The organism is Streptococcus sp. 2741, from assembly GCF_013276315.1.
Lineage (GTDB): Bacteria > Bacillota > Bacilli > Lactobacillales > Streptococcaceae > Streptococcus > Streptococcus pseudopneumoniae.
In genome coordinates this window covers 1-17,131 of record NZ_VMKU01000001.1, presented here as the reverse complement: position 1 = coordinate 17,131, position 17,131 = coordinate 1, and the positions used below count along the sequence as shown (strand labels likewise).

Genomic DNA, 17,131 nt, shown 5'->3' with positions numbered 1-17,131 from the left:
TAAGTGATAAAGTCGGGAAGGAAATCCTTCAAATTACAGATTTCTTTCACCGCCTTTTCCATTTTGTGGTATAATGAAAAATGTTGACAAATAGTATAATAAAAACAAAGGAGAACAGCATGCTGAAATGGGAAGACTTGCCTGTGGAAATGAAATCAAGTGAGGTTGAGTCTTACTACCAGCTTGTCTCTAAAAGGAAGGGTTCGCTGATTTTCAAGCGTTGCTTGGACTGGGTTTTGGCCTTGGTCTTACTGGTTCTGACCTCTCCCATCTTTCTCATCTTGAGCATTTGGATCAAGTTGGATAGCAAGGGGCCAGTGATTTACAAGCAAGAGCGTGTGACCCAGTACAACCGTCGGTTCAAGATTTGGAAGTTCCGTACCATGGTGACGGATGCGGATAAAAAAGGAAGTCTGGTGACTTCTGCTAACGATAGCCGCATTACCAAGGTTGGCAATTTCATCCGACGTGTCCGTTTGGACGAACTGCCTCAGTTGGTCAATGTCCTGAAAGGTGAGATGTCCTTTGTCGGTACACGACCTGAAGTGCCACGTTATACAGAGCAGTATAGCCCTGAAATGATGGCAACCTTGCTCTTGCAAGCAGGGATTACCTCTCCAGCCAGCATCAACTACAAGGATGAGGACACCATCATCAGTCAAATGACGGAGAAAGGTCTGTCAGTTGATCAGGCCTATGTGGAGCATGTTCTTCCTGAAAAGATGCGCTATAACCTCGCCTATCTCCGAGAGTTTAGTTTCCTTGGGGACATCAAAATCATGTTTCAAACCGTGTTTGAGGTACTAAAATAAAGTAGTCATAAGAAAATGAGTACAGATAAAAGGAGCAAATCAATGCCAAATTACAATATTCCATTTTCACCGCCTGATATCACAGAAGCAGAAATTGCTGAAGTAGCGGATACCCTGCGTTCTGGTTGGATCACAACAGGTCCTAAAACAAAAGAACTGGAGCGCCGCTTGTCTCTTTACACACAGACACCTAAGACTGTTTGTCTCAACTCTGCGACAGCTGCTCTGGAGTTGATTTTACGCGTTTTGGAAGTGGGACCTGGTGATGAAGTCATCGTTCCAGCCATGACCTATACGGCTTCATGTAGTGTCATTACGCACGTGGGAGCAACCCCTGTCATGGTGGATATCCAAGCAGATACGTTTGAGATGGACTATGACCTGCTTGAGCAAGCCATTACTGAAAAGACTAAAGTGATTATCCCAGTAGAACTTGCAGGGATTGTTTGTGACTATGACCGTTTGTTCCAAGTTGTGGAGAAGAAACGTGACTTGTTTGTAGCGTCAAGCAAGTGGCAAAAGATCTTTAACCGTATTGTCATTGTCTCTGATAGTGCCCATGCTTTGGGATCTACTTATAAAGGACAACCGGCTGGTTCTATCGCTGACTTTACTTCCTTCTCATTCCATGCCGTTAAGAACTTTACAACGGCAGAAGGTGGAAGTGCGACTTGGAAGGCCAATCCAGCGATTGACGACGAAGAGATGTACAAGGAATTCCAAATCCTTTCCCTTCACGGGCAAACTAAGGATGCTCTTGCTAAGATGCAACTGGGTTCTTGGGAATACGATATTGTCACACCAGCCTACAAGTGCAATATGACCGATATCATGGCTTCGCTTGGTTTGGTACAATTGGACCGTTACGCAAGTTTGCTACAACGTCGTAAGGACATCGTGGACCGTTATGATCGTGGTTTTGCAGGTTCTCGTATCCATCCATTGGCACACAAGACTGATACAGTTGAATCATGCTGCCACCTCTACATCACCCGTGTAGAAGGAGCAAGCCTAGAAGAACGCAACCTCATCATCCAAGAATTGGCTAAAGCAGGAATTGCAAGTAATGTTCACTACAAACCGCTTCCGCTCTTGACAGCCTATAAGAATCTTGGCTTTGATATGACGAACTATCCTAAGGCCTATGCCTTCTTTGAGAATGAAATTACGCTCCCTCTTCACACTAAATTAAGCGATGAAGAAGTGGACTATATCATTGAGACTTTCAAAACAGTTTCTGAAAAAGTACTAACTTTATCAAAAAAATGACAAACTACAGACAAGCGAAAGTAATACTGTCCCTAAAAAGTCTAATTGAGTGTAAAAACTGTTGTTTTCAATTGATAATAGTTTACACCTGTAGTTGAGGCCCCTTTCTCCTCAGAGAGAGAATTTTTATAGGATTTTCCTTTCTTGTGGGAGTCCCGTGGTTTGAAATAAGATGTGAGCAATTTAGTGTAGCATTTAGAATCCTTACTAGACATCATTTAGAAAATCTAGTGTCTTGTTCTAGTTTTCAATTCACCCTATTTTTTGAAAGACGTGAGTTTCCATGAGTGAGATTGTGGAAACTCGCGTCTTTTTTTGTTTTCAGAATATTGTTCAAAGTTTTGTGCCTGTCTTTCATGTTCTAGTCATTCTTTTGCATGATAGAATTTATAGCATATTGATATTGTAATAATACAAATATTCTATACGTTTAGTGATGCTTGCTATACATCATTAGATCTCCCGCGAGACAATCTATAAAACACTTGTCTACGATTACCTATATGCCCTATTCCAGTATTTTAGAAGCACTGCATCTATTTTTATCGAGGTTAAATCTAGCTTTTATAGAAGGTCTATTTAAGAAATATATTGTAGTGTTTTAGTTTCAATCCGCCATATGAGCGATATTCATGTAAATATCCCTGGCGAATGCTTGTATGACAAGATATTTGTTCTTTCATTTATAATTTACAACATATCAACAAATTTAAATATAGTAAATGGGATATTTTATATTCAAGCTAAGAAAGATAGCATCACTTTTGAATGGAAGGCTAAAGAGCAAACTAGGAAGTTGGCCATAGATAGCTCAAAACCCTGCTTTGAGGTTGTAGATATAGTAAAATGAAATAAGAATAGGACAAATCGATTAGGACAGTCAAATCGATTTCTAACAATGTTTTAGAAGTAGAGGTGTACTATTTTAGTTTCAGTCTACTATAGAACTGACCAAGTCAGTAACCTAGACTTAGGGCAAGGCGGCACTGACCTAGTTTGAAGAGATTTCCGAAGAGTATAAATTTTAATATTTTCTTGTGTTATTCCTTGACAATTCAATTTGGAAAATATATGATAAAGATAATGACAGCGGTGTCATTCTATCTATTTTAAGAAAAGTAATAATCAATTGTTAAAAATAGTAAAAAAAATTGGAGGTTCTGATGAAATATTTTGTTCCTAATGAGGTATTCAGTATTCGTAAATTAAAGGTGGGGACTTGCTCGGTACTATTGGCAATTTCAATTTTGGGAAGCCAAGGTATTTTATCGGATGAAGTTGTTACTAGTTCTTCACCGATGGCTACAAAAGAGTCTTCTAATGCAATTACTAATGATTTAGATAATTCACCAACTGTTAATCAGAATCGTTCTGCTGAAATGATTGCCTCTAATTCAACCACTAATGGTTTAGATAATTCGTTAAGTCTTAATAGTATCAGCTCTAATGGTACTATTCGTTCCAATTCACAATTAGACAACAGAACAGTTGAATCTACAGTAACATCTACTAATGAAAATAAGAGTTATAAGGAAGATGTTATAAGTGACAGAATTATCAAAAAAGAATTTGAAGATACTGCTTTAAGTGTAAAAGATTATGGTGCGGTAGGTGATGGGATTCATGATGATCGACAAGCAATTCAAGATGCAATAGATGCTGCAGCTCAAGGGCTAGGTGGAGGAAATGTATATTTTCCTGAAGGAACTTATTTAGTAAAAGAAATTGTTTTTTTAAAAAGTCATACACACTTAGAATTGAATGAGAAAGCTACAATTCTAAATGGTATAAATATTAAGAATCACCCTTCCATTGTTTTTATGACAGGTTTATTTACGGATGATGGTGCGCAAGTAGAATGGGGCCCAACAGAAGATATTAGTTATTCTGGTGGTACGATTGATATGAACGGTGCTTTGAATGAAGAAGGAACTAAAGCAAAAAATCTACCACTTATAAATTCTTCAGGTGCATTTGCTATTGGGAATTCAAATAACGTAACTATAAAAAATGTAACATTCAAGGATAGTTATCAAGGGCATGCTATTCAAATTGCAGGTTCGAAAAATGTATTAGTTGATAATTCTCGTTTTCTTGGTCAAGCTTTACCCAAAACGATGAAAGATGGGCAAATCATAAGTAAGGAGAGCATTCAGATTGAACCATTAACTAGAAAAGGTTTTCCTTATGCCTTGAATGATGATGGGAAAAAATCTGAAAATGTGACTATTCAAAATTCCTATTTTGGCAAAAGTGATAAATCTGGGGAATTAGTAACAGCAATTGGCACACACTATCAAACATTGTCGACACAGAACCCCTCTAATATTAAAATTTTAAATAATCATTTTGATAACATGATGTATGCAGGTGTACGTTTTACAGGATTCACTGATGTATTAATCAAAGGAAATCGCTTTGATAAGAAAGTTAAAGGAGAGAGTGTACATTATCGAGAAAGCGGAGCAGCTTTAGTAAATGCTTATAGCTATAAAAACACTAAAGACCTATTAGATTTAAATAAACAGGTGGTTATCGCCGAAAATATATTTAATATTGCCGATCCTAAAACAAAAGCGATACGAGTTGCAAAAGATAGTGCAGAATATTTAGGAAAAGTATCAGATATTACTGTAACAAAAAATGTAATTAATAATAATTCTAAGGAAACAGAACAACCAAATATTGAATTATTACGAGTTAGTGATAATTTAGTAGTCTCAGAGAATAGTATATTCGGTGGTAAAGAAGGAATTGTTATTGAGGATTCAAAGGGTAAAATAACCGTTTTAAATAACCAATTTTACAATTTATCCGGTAAGTATATATCATTCATCAAATCTAATGCAAATGAGAAAGAACCTGTTATACGTGATAGCGATGGTAATTTCAATATTGTAACGGAGAATGGGCTTTACAAAATTGTAACAAATAATTTAAGTGATAAAAACGAAAAAGAAAAAAACAAAGAGGAAAAACAATCTAATTCAAATAATGTAATTGATAGTAACCAGAAGAACGGAGAGTTTAACTCAAGTAAAGATAATAGACAAATGAATGACAAGATCGACAATAAACAAGATAATAAGACAGAAGAAGTAAACTATAAAATAGTTGGAGATGGCAGAGAAACTGAAAATCATATTAATAAATCTAAAGAAATAGTAGATGTAAAACAAAAATTACCAAAGACTGGTTCGAACAAGATTATGGAACTATTCTTAACAGTGACAGGAATTGGTTTACTTTTGACACTAAAAGGGTTGAAGTATTATGGTAAAGATAAATAAAATTTGTTCGATACAAGGAAGTTCCGTAGAAAATGAGGATGCTGTAGGTTCACAAAATCAGTATTTTTGGATTATTGATGGAGCTACAGATTTATATAATTCTAAAGAGGAGATAGGTTATTCAGTCTCAGAAGTTGTACATATTTTATCAGAAAGTTTGTCGGTTAATTGTAAAGAATCAAAAACTCTTAAACAAATATTTGAAACTGCTTTACTCGAGGTTAAAGATGAAATCGGTTTAAACTCATATGAATTAACAGAGTATTATCGCTTACCAATATTTGCTTTTATATTTGCTAAACTTTCAGAAAAAAAGTTGGAGTATATGATGCTAGGTGACTGCGTCATGTTAGTAAACGAAATGGAAATAACTGATCATAGAGTAGATAACTTATTTGAAAAAGGGAAAAATGAGATAAAAGATTCAATTGGTACAAATAGTGTTTTAAATAAAAAAATTATTTTACAAAAAATCAGAAAATTATCTAATCAACCGAGTGGGTACTGGATAGGTTCGTTGGATGAGAGATTTTTAGACCATGCTATTATTAATCAAATAGATGTTACTAGTGAACAAATTGTTTTAATGAGCGATGGCTTTTATGAATTCTATCAAAATAATCAAAATAAAACTTTTGAAGAGTTAATTAAGATGAGATTTAATTCTTCTGCTATTGATCCAATCTATGGAAAGAAGGATGATGCAAGTATTCTAGTTATTGATGTTTGATATATTGTTTAAAATATTAATTGTTACTATTGAACTTTGTTAAGAAGAGGTACCTAAATGTTAAGGTTATATTTAGAAAATGAAATTATAGAATTATCAAATAATTTAGAGACCATTTGGGTATCTGTGCTTGATAAATATGAGAAGTTATTTGAATATTTATCAAATGAAGAACGAGTAGAATTGATTAAAGAAGATTTAATCATAAATGAGTCAGTTCTAAATATTGATAAAAAAGGATTTGAGTTAATTTGTTTACAACATCCTGTTTCATATGACTTAAGAAGAATTATTAGTGTAATAAAAATATCAACTGACATTGAACGTATTGGGGATAGAATTGTTGAAATTTTAAAAAATCTACAGATTATTCAAAATAATGAAAATTTGAAGAAAATTATTTCAGAAATAAAAATACTTCATGAAGTTATCGGACAGCATATGAATAGGGCTATATCTTGTTATAGAGAGGAACAATCTGGATGTTTAGATATGGTTGTTATACAAAAACAGAATGAGATAGAAGAGCTTAGTATAAATATTGAAAAGAAAATAATGAATTACATATTTGAAGATGATGGGAATGTTTCTGAAGTAATTGGTGCTTTAGATATTATTCATCACCTTGATAAAATTGCTCATACTACGCAAGCAATTTATAAATGGATAATGTATAGAAAATATGGGAACATAAATTAGAAAGAAAAATATATGAAAACAATTATTGATAATTTTGTTGATAGAGTAATTGAATACGGAATGTATAATGAAATTGACAAAATATATGTGAAAAATAGAGTATTAGCGTTAATAGGTGAGGAGGGAACTGATCGCATTTCCGATGAAAATGACCTGAAACAAATAAAAGATTACTTAGTGGAAATCGCCTTAAAAAACGGTAAAATTAAAGATTTAATCGAGGAAAAGGAATGTTTAGGAGCAGAGTTAATGAATTTCATAGTTCCTTTACCTAGTCGATTAAATGATATTTTTTGGAGTTCATATGATATATCACCTCAAGAAGCAGTTGAAGAGTTTTATAAGTTAAGTAAAGATAGTGATTATATTAAAACTTCTGCTATTGCTAAGAATATTGAGTTTAGAGCATCAACTAAATACGGAGAGCTAGAGATTACGATAAATTTGTCAAAACCCGAAAAAGATCCAAAAACAATTGCTGCTGAAAAATTAGTAAAAGCAACTAATTATCCCAAATGTTTACTATGTATGGAAAATGAAGGATATCAGGGGCGAATAAATTATCCAGCACGTTCGAATCATAGAATTATTCGGTTGAAACTTGGTGACGAAGTATGGGGATTCCAGTATTCTCCCTACTCATACTTTAATGAGCATGCGATATTTTTGAATAGTCAACATGTACCAATGGCTATTACCTCTAAAACATTTGAACAATTATTGGAGATTGTTGATATTTTGCCAGGATATTTTGCTGGTTCAAATTCTGATCTTCCTATCTCAGGAGGCTCCATTCTTAGTCATAACCACTATCAGGGAGGGAAATATATTTTCCCAATGGAAAAAGCAAAATTTGAGAGTGAATTTTGTTTTAAAGACTTTGAGGATATTAATGCTGGTATTGTAAAATGGCCAATGTCAGTAATTAGGTTACAAAGTGAAAATAAAAATCGCTTGTTAGATTTAGCTACTAAAATTCTAAATAAGTGGAGAGAATATTCAGATTTAGAAGTAGACATCATTGCTATGACTGAAGATGTCCCACACCATACGGTGACTCCTATTGCTCGTAAAGTGGACGGGAGATATGAATTAGATATTGTTCTAAGAGATAATCATACTACTGAACAATACCCAGATGGTGTTTTCCATCCTCATCAAGATGTACAACATATTAAAAAGGAAAATATCGGATTAATCGAAGTGATGGGACTTGCGATATTACCACCTCGTTTGAAACCAGAGTTAGAAGAAGTTGGAAAATATCTTTTAGGAGAGGAAAACGCAATTGCGGATTATCATTTAGAATGGGCCGACCAATTGAAAGAAAAATATCCTAACATTAAAAAAGAAGAGGTTAATAGCGTAGTTCAACACGAAGTAGGACAAGCATTTGCGAGAGTTCTGGAAGATGCAGGAGTTTATAAGAATACACCGTCTGGGCATGAAGCGTTTATGAGATTTGTTAAGTCGGTTGGAATTAATTAGGAGGAAACCCAAATGGCAATATTGGTAACAGGCGGAGCTGGTTATATTGGTAGCCATACCGTAGTAGAATTACTAAATTTAGGAAAGGAAGTTATCATTGTCGACAACCTTTCGAATTCTAGCATCTTGGTGCTAGACCGTATTGAAGCAATTACAGGAATACGTCCTGTGTTTTACGAATTAGATGTTTGTGATAAACAAGCATTGAGAAAGGTATTTGAACAAGAATCGATTGATGCTGCAATTCATTTTGCAGGTTATAAAGCTGTCGGAGAATCCGTGCAAAAGCCTGTGATGTACTACAAAAATAATATTATGAGTACATTGGCACTTGTTGAAGTGATGTCAGAATTTAATGTTAAAAAGATTGTCTTTTCTTCAAGTGCGACTGTATATGGAATTAACAATCAGTCACCTCTAATTGAGACGATGCAAACAAGTGCGACAAATCCTTATGGGTATACGAAAGTGATGCTTGAGCAAATTTTAAAAGATGTTCATGTGGCAGATTCAGAATGGAGTATTGCGTTGCTTCGTTATTTCAATCCAATTGGTGCTCATGAGTCTGGGCTTATTGGGGAAGATCCCTCAGGAATTCCTAACAACTTGATGCCTTATATTGCACAAGTAGCGGTAGGTAAGCTGTCAGAGCTAAGTGTGTTCGGAAATGATTATGATACGCTTGATGGTACTGGTGTGCGTGATTATATCCATGTAGTAGATTTAGCAATAGGACATATAAAAGCTTTAGAAAAAGTATCTGAAAAAACAGATGTTTATATCTATAACCTAGGCTCGGGAGAAGGCACTAGTGTATTACAACTTGTAAATACATTTGAAAGTGTTAATAAGATCCCTATTCCTTATAAAATAGTTCCAAGACGTTCAGGAGACGTTGCAACTTGTTATGCAAATGCAGACAAAGCATATAAGGAATTAAATTGGAGGACAACAAAATCGATTGAAGACATGTGTAGAGATACATGGAATTGGCAATCAAAAAAACCCAATGGCTATAATTGATGATACTGTCTATATGAGTGCTGTATTTTGGAAAAATTACTTAACCTTTTAATGAAATGCATATTTAATGAAAGATAAATTAAAAAAAATGTTTGAAAGCGCTTGACAAAGGAAACGATTTCATTGTATAATGTAAACATGATGACACCGATGTCAAATATAAAAAAAGAAGGTCTTTATATGAAAAACTTAACAAAAATTAAGTTCAAAGAGAATGGGGAATTTAATCATTTCCCTGGGAATACAGTTGTAGCAAATCTTTATACTAAACAAGATTTGATGGAAGTTGTTGATATTATTCAATTACGTTATAGAGAATTACCATTTATCGATAAGTTTACTTTAACTCCAAGGAATTCTATTCACATGACTGTAATTGAATTGTTGTGCCATGAAAATCGTGAAACGGAGTTTTGGAGCAGTAATCTTCCTCTAGATACACCTTTACAGGAAATACATGATTACTTTGCTAAACAACTTGAAATTTTTCCATTGTTGGATGAAGAAATTCATATGCGTATAACTGAAATGGGAAAACAAAACATACTAGTTGAACCTGCAGATGAAGCTTCTGCAAAGAGATTAGAAGAAATTCGTACTTATGTCTCAGAAAAAGCAGGTGTTCGTTTCCCTAATCATGATAGATATCAATTCCATATTTCAATTGGGTATCTTAGGATTCCTCTAACCGAAGAGGAGGAAGAAGAGTTTACTAAAGTTAGAGCGGAATTAACTGAAATTTTATTAGAGAAGATTCCAACTATTACTGTAAACCGTATTGACTATACTGTATTTGAAGATATGAGACAATTTGTTCCATATCACGAAAAATTTAAATAAAATAATAAAAAAGGAGAACTTATCATGAAAAAAATGAAAGTTTGGTCTACTGTACTTGCAACGGGAGTTGCTCTTACTACACTTGCTGCTTGCTCTGGAGGTTCAAATTCTACGACTGCTTCTTCATCTGAAGAAAAAGCTGATAAAAGTCAAGAATTAGTAATCTATTCGAACTCAGTTTCAAATGGTCGTGGTGATTGGTTAACTGCTAAAGCAAAAGAAGCTGGTTTTAATATAAAAATGGTTGATATTCCTGGTGCTCAATTAGCAGACCGTGTTATTGCCGAGAAGAATAATGCAGTTGCAGATATGGTATTTGGAATTGGTGCTGTTGATTCAAATAAAATTAGAGATCAAAAATTACTAGTCCAGTACAAGCCTAAATGGTTAGATAAAATTGATCAATCTTTATCAGATAAAGATAATTATTATAATCCTGTGATTGTTCAACCATTAGTTTTAATTGGGGCGCCTGATGTAAAAGAAATGCCTAAAGATTGGACTGAATTAGGTAGTAAGTATAAAGGTAAATATTCAATTTCTGGTCTTCAAGGTGGTACAGGACGGGCAATTCTAGCAAGTATCTTAGTTCGATACCTTGATGATAAAGGTGAATTAGGTGTTTCCGAAAAAGGTTGGGAAGCAGCAAAAGAATATTTGAAAAATGCATACACTCTTCAAAAGGGAGAAAGTTCAATTGTTAAGATGTTAGACAAAGAAGATCCAATACAATATGGAATGATGTGGGGTTCTGGTGCATTAGTTGGACAAAAAGAACAAAATGTTGAATTCAAAGTTATGACTCCTGAGATTGGTGTACCATTTGTAACTGAACAAACTATGGTTTTAAGCACTAGTAAAAAACAAGCGTTAGCTAAAGAATTTATTGATTGGTTTGGTCAATCAGAAATTCAAGTAGAATATAGTAAGAACTTTGGATCTATTCCTGCAAATAAAGATGCCCTAACAGAGCTACCAGAAGATACTAAGAAATTTGTTGATCAAGTGAAACCACAAAATATTGACTGGGAAGCTGTTGGAAAGCATTTGGATGAATGGGTAGAAAAAGCTGAATTAGAATACGTACAATAAGAAATAAGAGTTAATTTTTATGTCCAAGTCTCTCTATTATTTCTAAATTTAAGGAAGAAATAAAGAGAGGCTTTTGGTTTAGTAATAGAGGGAGTTAGTGAGATGATTAAATTTGATAATATTCAAATTAAATATGGTGATTTTGTTGCAATTGATAATCTAAATTTAGATATACATGAAGGGGAATTCTTTACATTTCTTGGGCCTTCAGGATGTGGTAAATCAACTACTTTGAGAGCATTGGTAGGTTTTCTAGATCCATCGTCAGGAAGTATTGAAGTTAATGGAACAGATGTCACTCATTTGGAACCTGAAAAGCGTGGAATTGGAATTGTATTTCAATCTTATGCGCTATTTCCAACTATGACTGTTTTTGATAATATTGCATTTGGTTTAAAAGTTAAGAAGGTAGCTCCAGATGTTATTAAAGCTAAAGTATCAGCAGTAGCAGCAAAAATTAAGATCTCTGATCAACAGTTACAGCGTAATGTATCAGAATTATCTGGGGGTCAACAACAAAGGGTAGCATTGGCTCGTGCTCTGGTTCTTGAACCTAAAATTCTTTGTCTAGATGAACCATTGTCAAACCTTGACGCAAAATTACGTGTAGATTTGAGAAAAGAGTTGAAAAGACTTCAAAAAGAGTTAGGTATTACTACTTTATATGTTACTCATGATCAAGAGGAAGTCTTGACTTTATCTGATAGAATTGCAGTCTTTAACAATGGATACATCGAACAGGTCGGTACACCAGTAGAAATTTATCATAATTCTCAAACTGAATTTGTATGTGATTTTATTGGAGATATTAATGTTTTGACCGATGAAACAGTCCACGAAGTATTACTGAAAAACGCAAGCGTTTTCTTAGAAGATAAAAAAGGATACATTCGATTAGAGAAAGTTCGATTTAATCGTGAAACTGAACAAGATTTCATTCTAAAAGGGACAATTATTGATGTTGAGTTTTCTGGAGTTACAATTCACTATACAATAAAAGTTTCTGAAAGTCAGATTCTTAATGTAACAAGTATTGATAGTCAGGCTGCTATTAGATCTGTCGGAGAAAGTGTGGAATTATTTATCACACCATCAGACGTTCTGCAATTTTAAGGAGGTGCAGTATGCGTCATAAATTAAATTTAAAAGATTGGCTTATTCGTTTAGGGTTAATCTGGTTCTTAGTAACATTTATTATTTATCCAAACTTTGATCTAGTAGTGAATGTATTTGTAAAAGGAGGAGAATTTTCCCTTGATGCTGTACATCGTGTTCTAAAATCTCAAAGGGCACTTCAGAGTATTATGAACAGTTTTAAGTTGGCATTTTCACTCATTATTACAGTTAATATCGTAGGTATTCTTTGTGTTCTATTTACAGAATACTTTGATATTAAAGGTGCTAAAATTTTAAAATTAGGTTATATGACCTCTTTAATTTATGGAGGAGTGGTTTTAGCGACTGGATATAAATTTGTCTATGGTCCTTATGGATTGATTACAAAATTTTTACAAAATATTATCCCTTCTTTAGACCCTAACTGGTTTATTGGGTATGGTGCAGTCTTATTCATTATGACATTTTCAGGAACTGCTAATCATACATTGTTTTTAACAAATACAATTCGAAGCGTTGACTATCACACTATTGAGGCTGCTCGAAATATGGGAGCAAAACCATTTACTGTTTTCCGAAAAGTAGTGTTACCAACCTTAATTCCAACTCTATTTGCACTTACTATTATGGTTTTTCTTAGTGGTTTATCTGCAGTAGCAGCACCCATGATTGTTGGTGGTAAAGAATTTCAAACTATAAATCCAATGATTATTACATTTGCAGGGATGGGGAATTCTCGTGATTTAGCTGCCTTACTTGCAATTATTTTAGGTATTGCAACTACAATTTTGCTTACTATCATGAATAAGATAGAAAAAGGTGGAAATTATATTTCTATCTCTAAGACTAAAGCGCCTCTTAAAAAACAAAAAATTGCGTCTAAGCCTTGGAATATCATTGCTCACATTGTAGCATATGGATTGTTCACAGTTTTCATGCTTCCACTAATTTTTATAGTATTATACTCATTTACAGATCCAGTTGCAATTCAAACAGGTAACTTAACATTATCAAACTTTACTTTAGAAAATTATCGCTTATTCTTTAGTAATAGTGCGGCATTCTCTCCATTCTTGGTCAGCTTTATTTATTCTATTATTGCTGCGACAACAGCAACAATTCTCGCAGTTGTATTTGCTCGTGTTGTCAGAAAACATAAATCTCGTTTTGATTTCTTATTTGAATATGGTGCTCTACTTCCTTGGTTACTACCAAGTACACTTTTAGCAGTAAGTTTATTATTTACTTTTAATCAGCCACAATTTCTTGTCTTGAATCAGATTTTGGTAGGTAGTTTGGTAATTCTACTTATTGCATATATAGTTGTAAAAATCCCATTTTCTTATAGAATGGTACGTGCTATTTTATTTAGTGTTGATGATGAGATGGAAGATGCAGCAAGAAGTATGGGTGCTTCACCTTTTTATACTATGATGAAGGTTATCATTCCATTTATTTTACCGGTTGTTCTCTCTGTTATTGCTTTAAACTTTAACTCTTTATTAACTGACTTCGACTTATCTGTATTTCTTTACCATCCATTAGCTCAACCACTGGGTATAACTATTCGTTCAGCAGGTGATGAAACAGCAACATCTAATGCACAAGCTCTGGTATTTGTTTATACAATTGTTCTGATGATTGTTTCTGGAACTGTATTATACTTCACACAAAGACCGGGGCGTAAAGTAAGGAAATAATCATGACAGCCACTAGTCTTGGGTTATCACATATTGAAATAGTTGTCAGGATTGTTTTATCAGTAGTTATTGGTGGTGTAATTGGTTTAGAGAGAGGAAGTAAATCTCAACCAGCAGGTATTCGTACACATAGTATTGTTTGTCTGGCTGCATGTTTAATTATGATGACGAATGAATACGTATCTTATAAATTTGGTACAGGAGATCCTACACGCTTAGGTGCGCAGGTTATATCAGGTGTTGGTTTTCTAGGCGCTGGAACGATTCTTATTACAGATAAAAAGAAAATAACTGGTTTAACAACTGCAGCCGGCATTTGGGCTTCGGCAGGAATTGGATTAGCTATTGGAGTAGGTTTTTATGAGGGAGCTCTTTTAGTAGCCATTTCTGTTTGGGGTGTGATATCCATGTTCCAACCACTAAAAAAATATCTACGAAATCGTTCTAAAATGATTGAATTGTATATAGTGGTTAAATCTACAGAAGCCTATAATCGTGTATTGGTTTATTGTGCAGAAAATGGTATCAGAATGACCGATTCTAGAACTGCATTTGGAGATGTTAATTCTGACAGAATTGAATATTTTGATGTTCCAGACAAAAAAATCGCGTCATTTATTACTCTGGAATTATCAGGTAGATTTGAACATCTTCGACTGATGGAAGAAATTGCTAATATTGTAGGTGTTATTTATGTCGAAGAAATTAGCTGAAATTTAGTAAACAAAGGGACAGATGTTTTTGTCCTTTTGTTTTTTAGATGTTTTAATCATCTAATTTTTGAGTAGATTTTTGCTCAGAGGTTTTTATGAAAGATTATAAAATCAATTTTGATTTAGGTAAAATAGAATATTTTGATAATAATTGTTTGATACAAGTATACAAATTTATTTCTTTTTATGATATTTGTGAAATGGTGTTTGCCTTTCATTTACCTCCTGATGAGTTGATAACAAATGTTATCTTTAAAGAAAAAATTAACTCTATGTTAAAATGTTACATTGACAGGCTATTATATGTTTTTATAAATCCTACACATTTTACTGAAAAAGTTAATCTACAATTTCATGGCAGTTTTTTCTCATATGAATTTATTTGTCGTGAAGTTGGAAACATTCTTAAAAATAAAGGTGTGAAATGCAATTTAAACTTTTTTGAAGGGAAAGAATATTTGTAAAATTAATTTTGTGAATTTGTGGATCTTAAATAATTTACTAAATTCTCTTGTTAAAAAAAATTAAATATTGTATAGTAATATTAGAATGTTCGTAATGGAGGACTGAAATGAAAAATATAAATGGGAAAAAGGTAACTATTTATGATATTGCACGTTTATCAGGTTTTTCTCCAAAAACAGTTTCACGAGTTATTAATGGTGGAGTAAATGTTAAAGAAGAAACTTATCAAGCGATTCAAAAAGTTATAGAGGAATTGTCGTATATTCCAAATGCGTATGCAAAAAATTTAACTAAAAAAGAAGCTATAAATATATTGATTTCTGTAAAAAAAATCGACTCTTTTCCTTTAATTTGGTTTCATACGCTGTTAGATAAAGTGTTACGGACGTGTAAAGAATTTGGTGTTAATGCTATAGTTGAGTACTTTGGAGAGGAGGATACAATTAGTAATTCAATTATATCAAGCACAGGTAGCCTAGTAGATGGTGTTATTGTTTTTTATGAAAGTGTAGATGATATCAGAATTCAGTATTTAAAGAAGAACCATATGCCTTTTCTTGTTTTCGGTGAATCTCAAACGTCTGGAGTAGTCTATGTATCTAATAATAATTTTCAAGCTACTTATGATATGATGAAAGCTGTAACTGAAGAAAAATTTAAAAATATGTGGTTGCTTATGGGAGGAGAATCCCATGTTAATAAGGATCGTGAAAGAGGTGTGCGTTCTTTTCTGAATGATAAAAATTACTTTATGGATTTAAAAGTCATTTATGGCTTATCTACAATTGATTCAGTTTATTCTTATGCAATGCAGCACTTGACTACCCAAAATTATCCGGACATTATTTTTGTTTCAGGAGATGAAAAGGTTCAGGGCTTGATTCGTGCGTGCTATGAGAAAGGAATTCTTATTCCAGATGATATTTCTATCATTGGATTTGATAATATTCCTATTTCTCAGTATTATACTCCAGCTTTGTCTACAATTGCTCCCAATTATGTTAAATTGGCTAAAGAAATGATAGAAGGTGTTTTAGCAATTATTAAAGGGGAAAGTGTCACATCTGTTGAAGTTTCTCCTAAATTTGTTAGGAGACAGAGTTTCTAGTATTGTTTAATTCTTGAAAATCCTAGTGGAAAAGATGGAGTGTTCTAAAATAAGTTCTGTTTAGCCTCCATTCAGTTTCTATTGAGTTGGATCCAATTTCTAACAAGTGGGACATGTTCATGTTCATGTTCGATCTAAGGAAGACATGGTCACATTCGAATGATATTTTCAAAAAAATCGTAAAAAAGTCTTGACAAAGAAAAAACAAAGTATTAAAATAAGTTCAACAAATCAGAAAAGTAACTATTTTTGATCTTCAGGGAGCCTGTGGTGATTGTGAATAGGTGGTTGGAAGTAGTGAAAGTGGGCTGATTTAAAAAATGAATTTGAAACAATGAAAATTCGGTGCGCACACCTTACAGTGCAGCTTGTTGTTAGACAAGGCAGAGATGTAAAGGAGATAGTTCCTTTATAATTGAGGTGGCACCGCGTTACCAACGCCCTCACATGGAAGTAGATTCCGTGTGTGGGCTTTTTTCTATCCGTCATTTTGTTTATCTTTTATTAGGGCCTTAAGTCGCTTTGATGAACTTGAGTTTTATCTACAGCTCCTTGCCTGTTACTAAAAATAAACAAAAAGCTGAATTAATATGGAAAAAGCTAGTAATACTCAATGAAAATCAAAGAGCAAACTAGGAAACTATCCGCAGGCTGTACTTGAGTACGGCAAGGCGAAGCTGACGTGGTTTGAATTTGATTTTCGAAGAGTATTATTCTGCCAAGGCTCCCATTGGATCCCAAGGTGCAAGTACGATTGGTTCTGCTCCATAGGCAGCTTGTTCTTCT

Annotated in this window: 15 protein-coding genes, 1 pseudogene and 1 other annotated feature; of the genes and pseudogenes, 15 read left to right on the top strand and 1 reads right to left on the bottom strand. The window is 33.6% G+C overall.

What is annotated here, in order from left to right; translation table 11 throughout:
• Positions 1 to 119 precede the first annotated feature (119 nt).
• The 15 genes from HT671_RS00080 (at position 120) to HT671_RS00010 (ending at position 16,345) form a co-directional block, all read left to right on the top strand.
• Positions 120 to 812, top strand: coding sequence for a sugar transferase (locus HT671_RS00080; RefSeq protein WP_000922205.1), 693 nt, complete (start codon positions 120 to 122; stop codon positions 810 to 812).
• Positions 813 to 854: 42 nt separating this feature from the next.
• Complete coding sequence (locus HT671_RS00075; protein ID WP_166735316.1) at positions 855 to 2,081, top strand: DegT/DnrJ/EryC1/StrS aminotransferase family protein; 1,227 nt, start codon at positions 855 to 857, stop codon at positions 2,079 to 2,081.
• Between the two features lie 619 nt (positions 2,082 to 2,700).
• Positions 2,701 to 2,931 carry a hypothetical protein gene (locus HT671_RS00070; RefSeq protein ID WP_001279941.1) on the top strand — a complete coding sequence of 77 codons (231 nt, stop codon included), beginning with the start codon at positions 2,701 to 2,703 and terminating at the stop codon, positions 2,929 to 2,931.
• A gap of 313 nt (positions 2,932 to 3,244) precedes the next feature.
• A complete protein-coding gene (pfbA, locus tag HT671_RS00065) occupies positions 3,245 to 5,371 on the top strand; it encodes a multi-ligand-binding adhesin PfbA (protein ID WP_138703379.1) in 2,127 nt (708 codons plus the stop codon).
• Positions 5,355 to 6,101 (top strand): protein phosphatase 2C domain-containing protein, encoded by a 747-nt coding sequence (locus HT671_RS00060; protein WP_172922989.1) that lies wholly within the window; start codon positions 5,355 to 5,357, stop codon positions 6,099 to 6,101. Before pfbA ends, HT671_RS00060 begins: the two co-directional genes overlap by 17 nt.
• 57 nt (positions 6,102 to 6,158) lie before the next feature.
• Positions 6,159 to 6,800 carry a phosphate uptake regulator PhoU gene (locus HT671_RS00055; RefSeq protein WP_000945329.1) on the top strand — a complete coding sequence of 214 codons (642 nt, stop codon included), beginning with the start codon at positions 6,159 to 6,161 and terminating at the stop codon, positions 6,798 to 6,800.
• Between the two features lie 12 nt (positions 6,801 to 6,812).
• Entirely contained in the window at positions 6,813 to 8,288 is a 1,476-nt protein-coding gene (gene galT, locus HT671_RS00050; protein ID WP_172922988.1) for a UDP-glucose--hexose-1-phosphate uridylyltransferase, read from the top strand.
• Positions 8,289 to 8,300: 12 nt separating this feature from the next.
• A complete protein-coding gene (galE, locus tag HT671_RS00045) occupies positions 8,301 to 9,311 on the top strand; it encodes a UDP-glucose 4-epimerase GalE (RefSeq protein WP_172922987.1) in 1,011 nt (336 codons plus the stop codon).
• Between the two features lie 180 nt (positions 9,312 to 9,491).
• A complete protein-coding gene (locus tag HT671_RS00040; RefSeq protein WP_138707342.1) occupies positions 9,492 to 10,151 on the top strand; it encodes a DUF1868 domain-containing protein in 660 nt (219 codons plus the stop codon).
• A 24-nt stretch (positions 10,152 to 10,175) separates the two neighbouring features.
• Positions 10,176 to 11,243 (top strand): extracellular solute-binding protein, encoded by a 1,068-nt coding sequence (locus HT671_RS00035; RefSeq protein WP_172922986.1) that lies wholly within the window; start codon positions 10,176 to 10,178, stop codon positions 11,241 to 11,243.
• Positions 11,244 to 11,345: 102 nt separating this feature from the next.
• Positions 11,346 to 12,356: an ABC transporter ATP-binding protein gene (locus HT671_RS00030; RefSeq protein ID WP_172922985.1), complete on the top strand. Its 1,011-nt coding sequence runs from the start codon at positions 11,346 to 11,348 to the stop codon at positions 12,354 to 12,356.
• Between the two features lie 11 nt (positions 12,357 to 12,367).
• Complete coding sequence (locus HT671_RS00025; protein ID WP_119947601.1) at positions 12,368 to 14,059, top strand: iron ABC transporter permease; 1,692 nt, start codon at positions 12,368 to 12,370, stop codon at positions 14,057 to 14,059.
• Positions 14,060 to 14,061: 2 nt separating this feature from the next.
• The gene (locus HT671_RS00020) at positions 14,062 to 14,772 is read left to right on the top strand and encodes an MgtC/SapB family protein (protein WP_000127549.1); all 711 of its coding nucleotides are present in this window, start codon (positions 14,062 to 14,064) and stop codon (positions 14,770 to 14,772) included.
• A gap of 95 nt (positions 14,773 to 14,867) precedes the next feature.
• Positions 14,868 to 15,236 (top strand): hypothetical protein, encoded by a 369-nt coding sequence (locus HT671_RS00015; protein WP_000656285.1) that lies wholly within the window; start codon positions 14,868 to 14,870, stop codon positions 15,234 to 15,236.
• A 107-nt stretch (positions 15,237 to 15,343) separates the two neighbouring features.
• Positions 15,344 to 16,345: a LacI family DNA-binding transcriptional regulator gene (locus HT671_RS00010; RefSeq protein ID WP_000789949.1), complete on the top strand. Its 1,002-nt coding sequence runs from the start codon at positions 15,344 to 15,346 to the stop codon at positions 16,343 to 16,345.
• Positions 16,346 to 16,562: 217 nt separating this feature from the next.
• Positions 16,563 to 16,793: a binding site (T-box leader), on the top strand.
• Positions 16,794 to 17,055: 262 nt separating this feature from the next.
• On the opposite strand, the pseudogene HT671_RS00005 reads toward HT671_RS00010, so the two are convergent.
• Positions 17,056 to 17,131, bottom strand: a pseudogene (locus HT671_RS00005) (aminopeptidase); the annotation flags it as partial.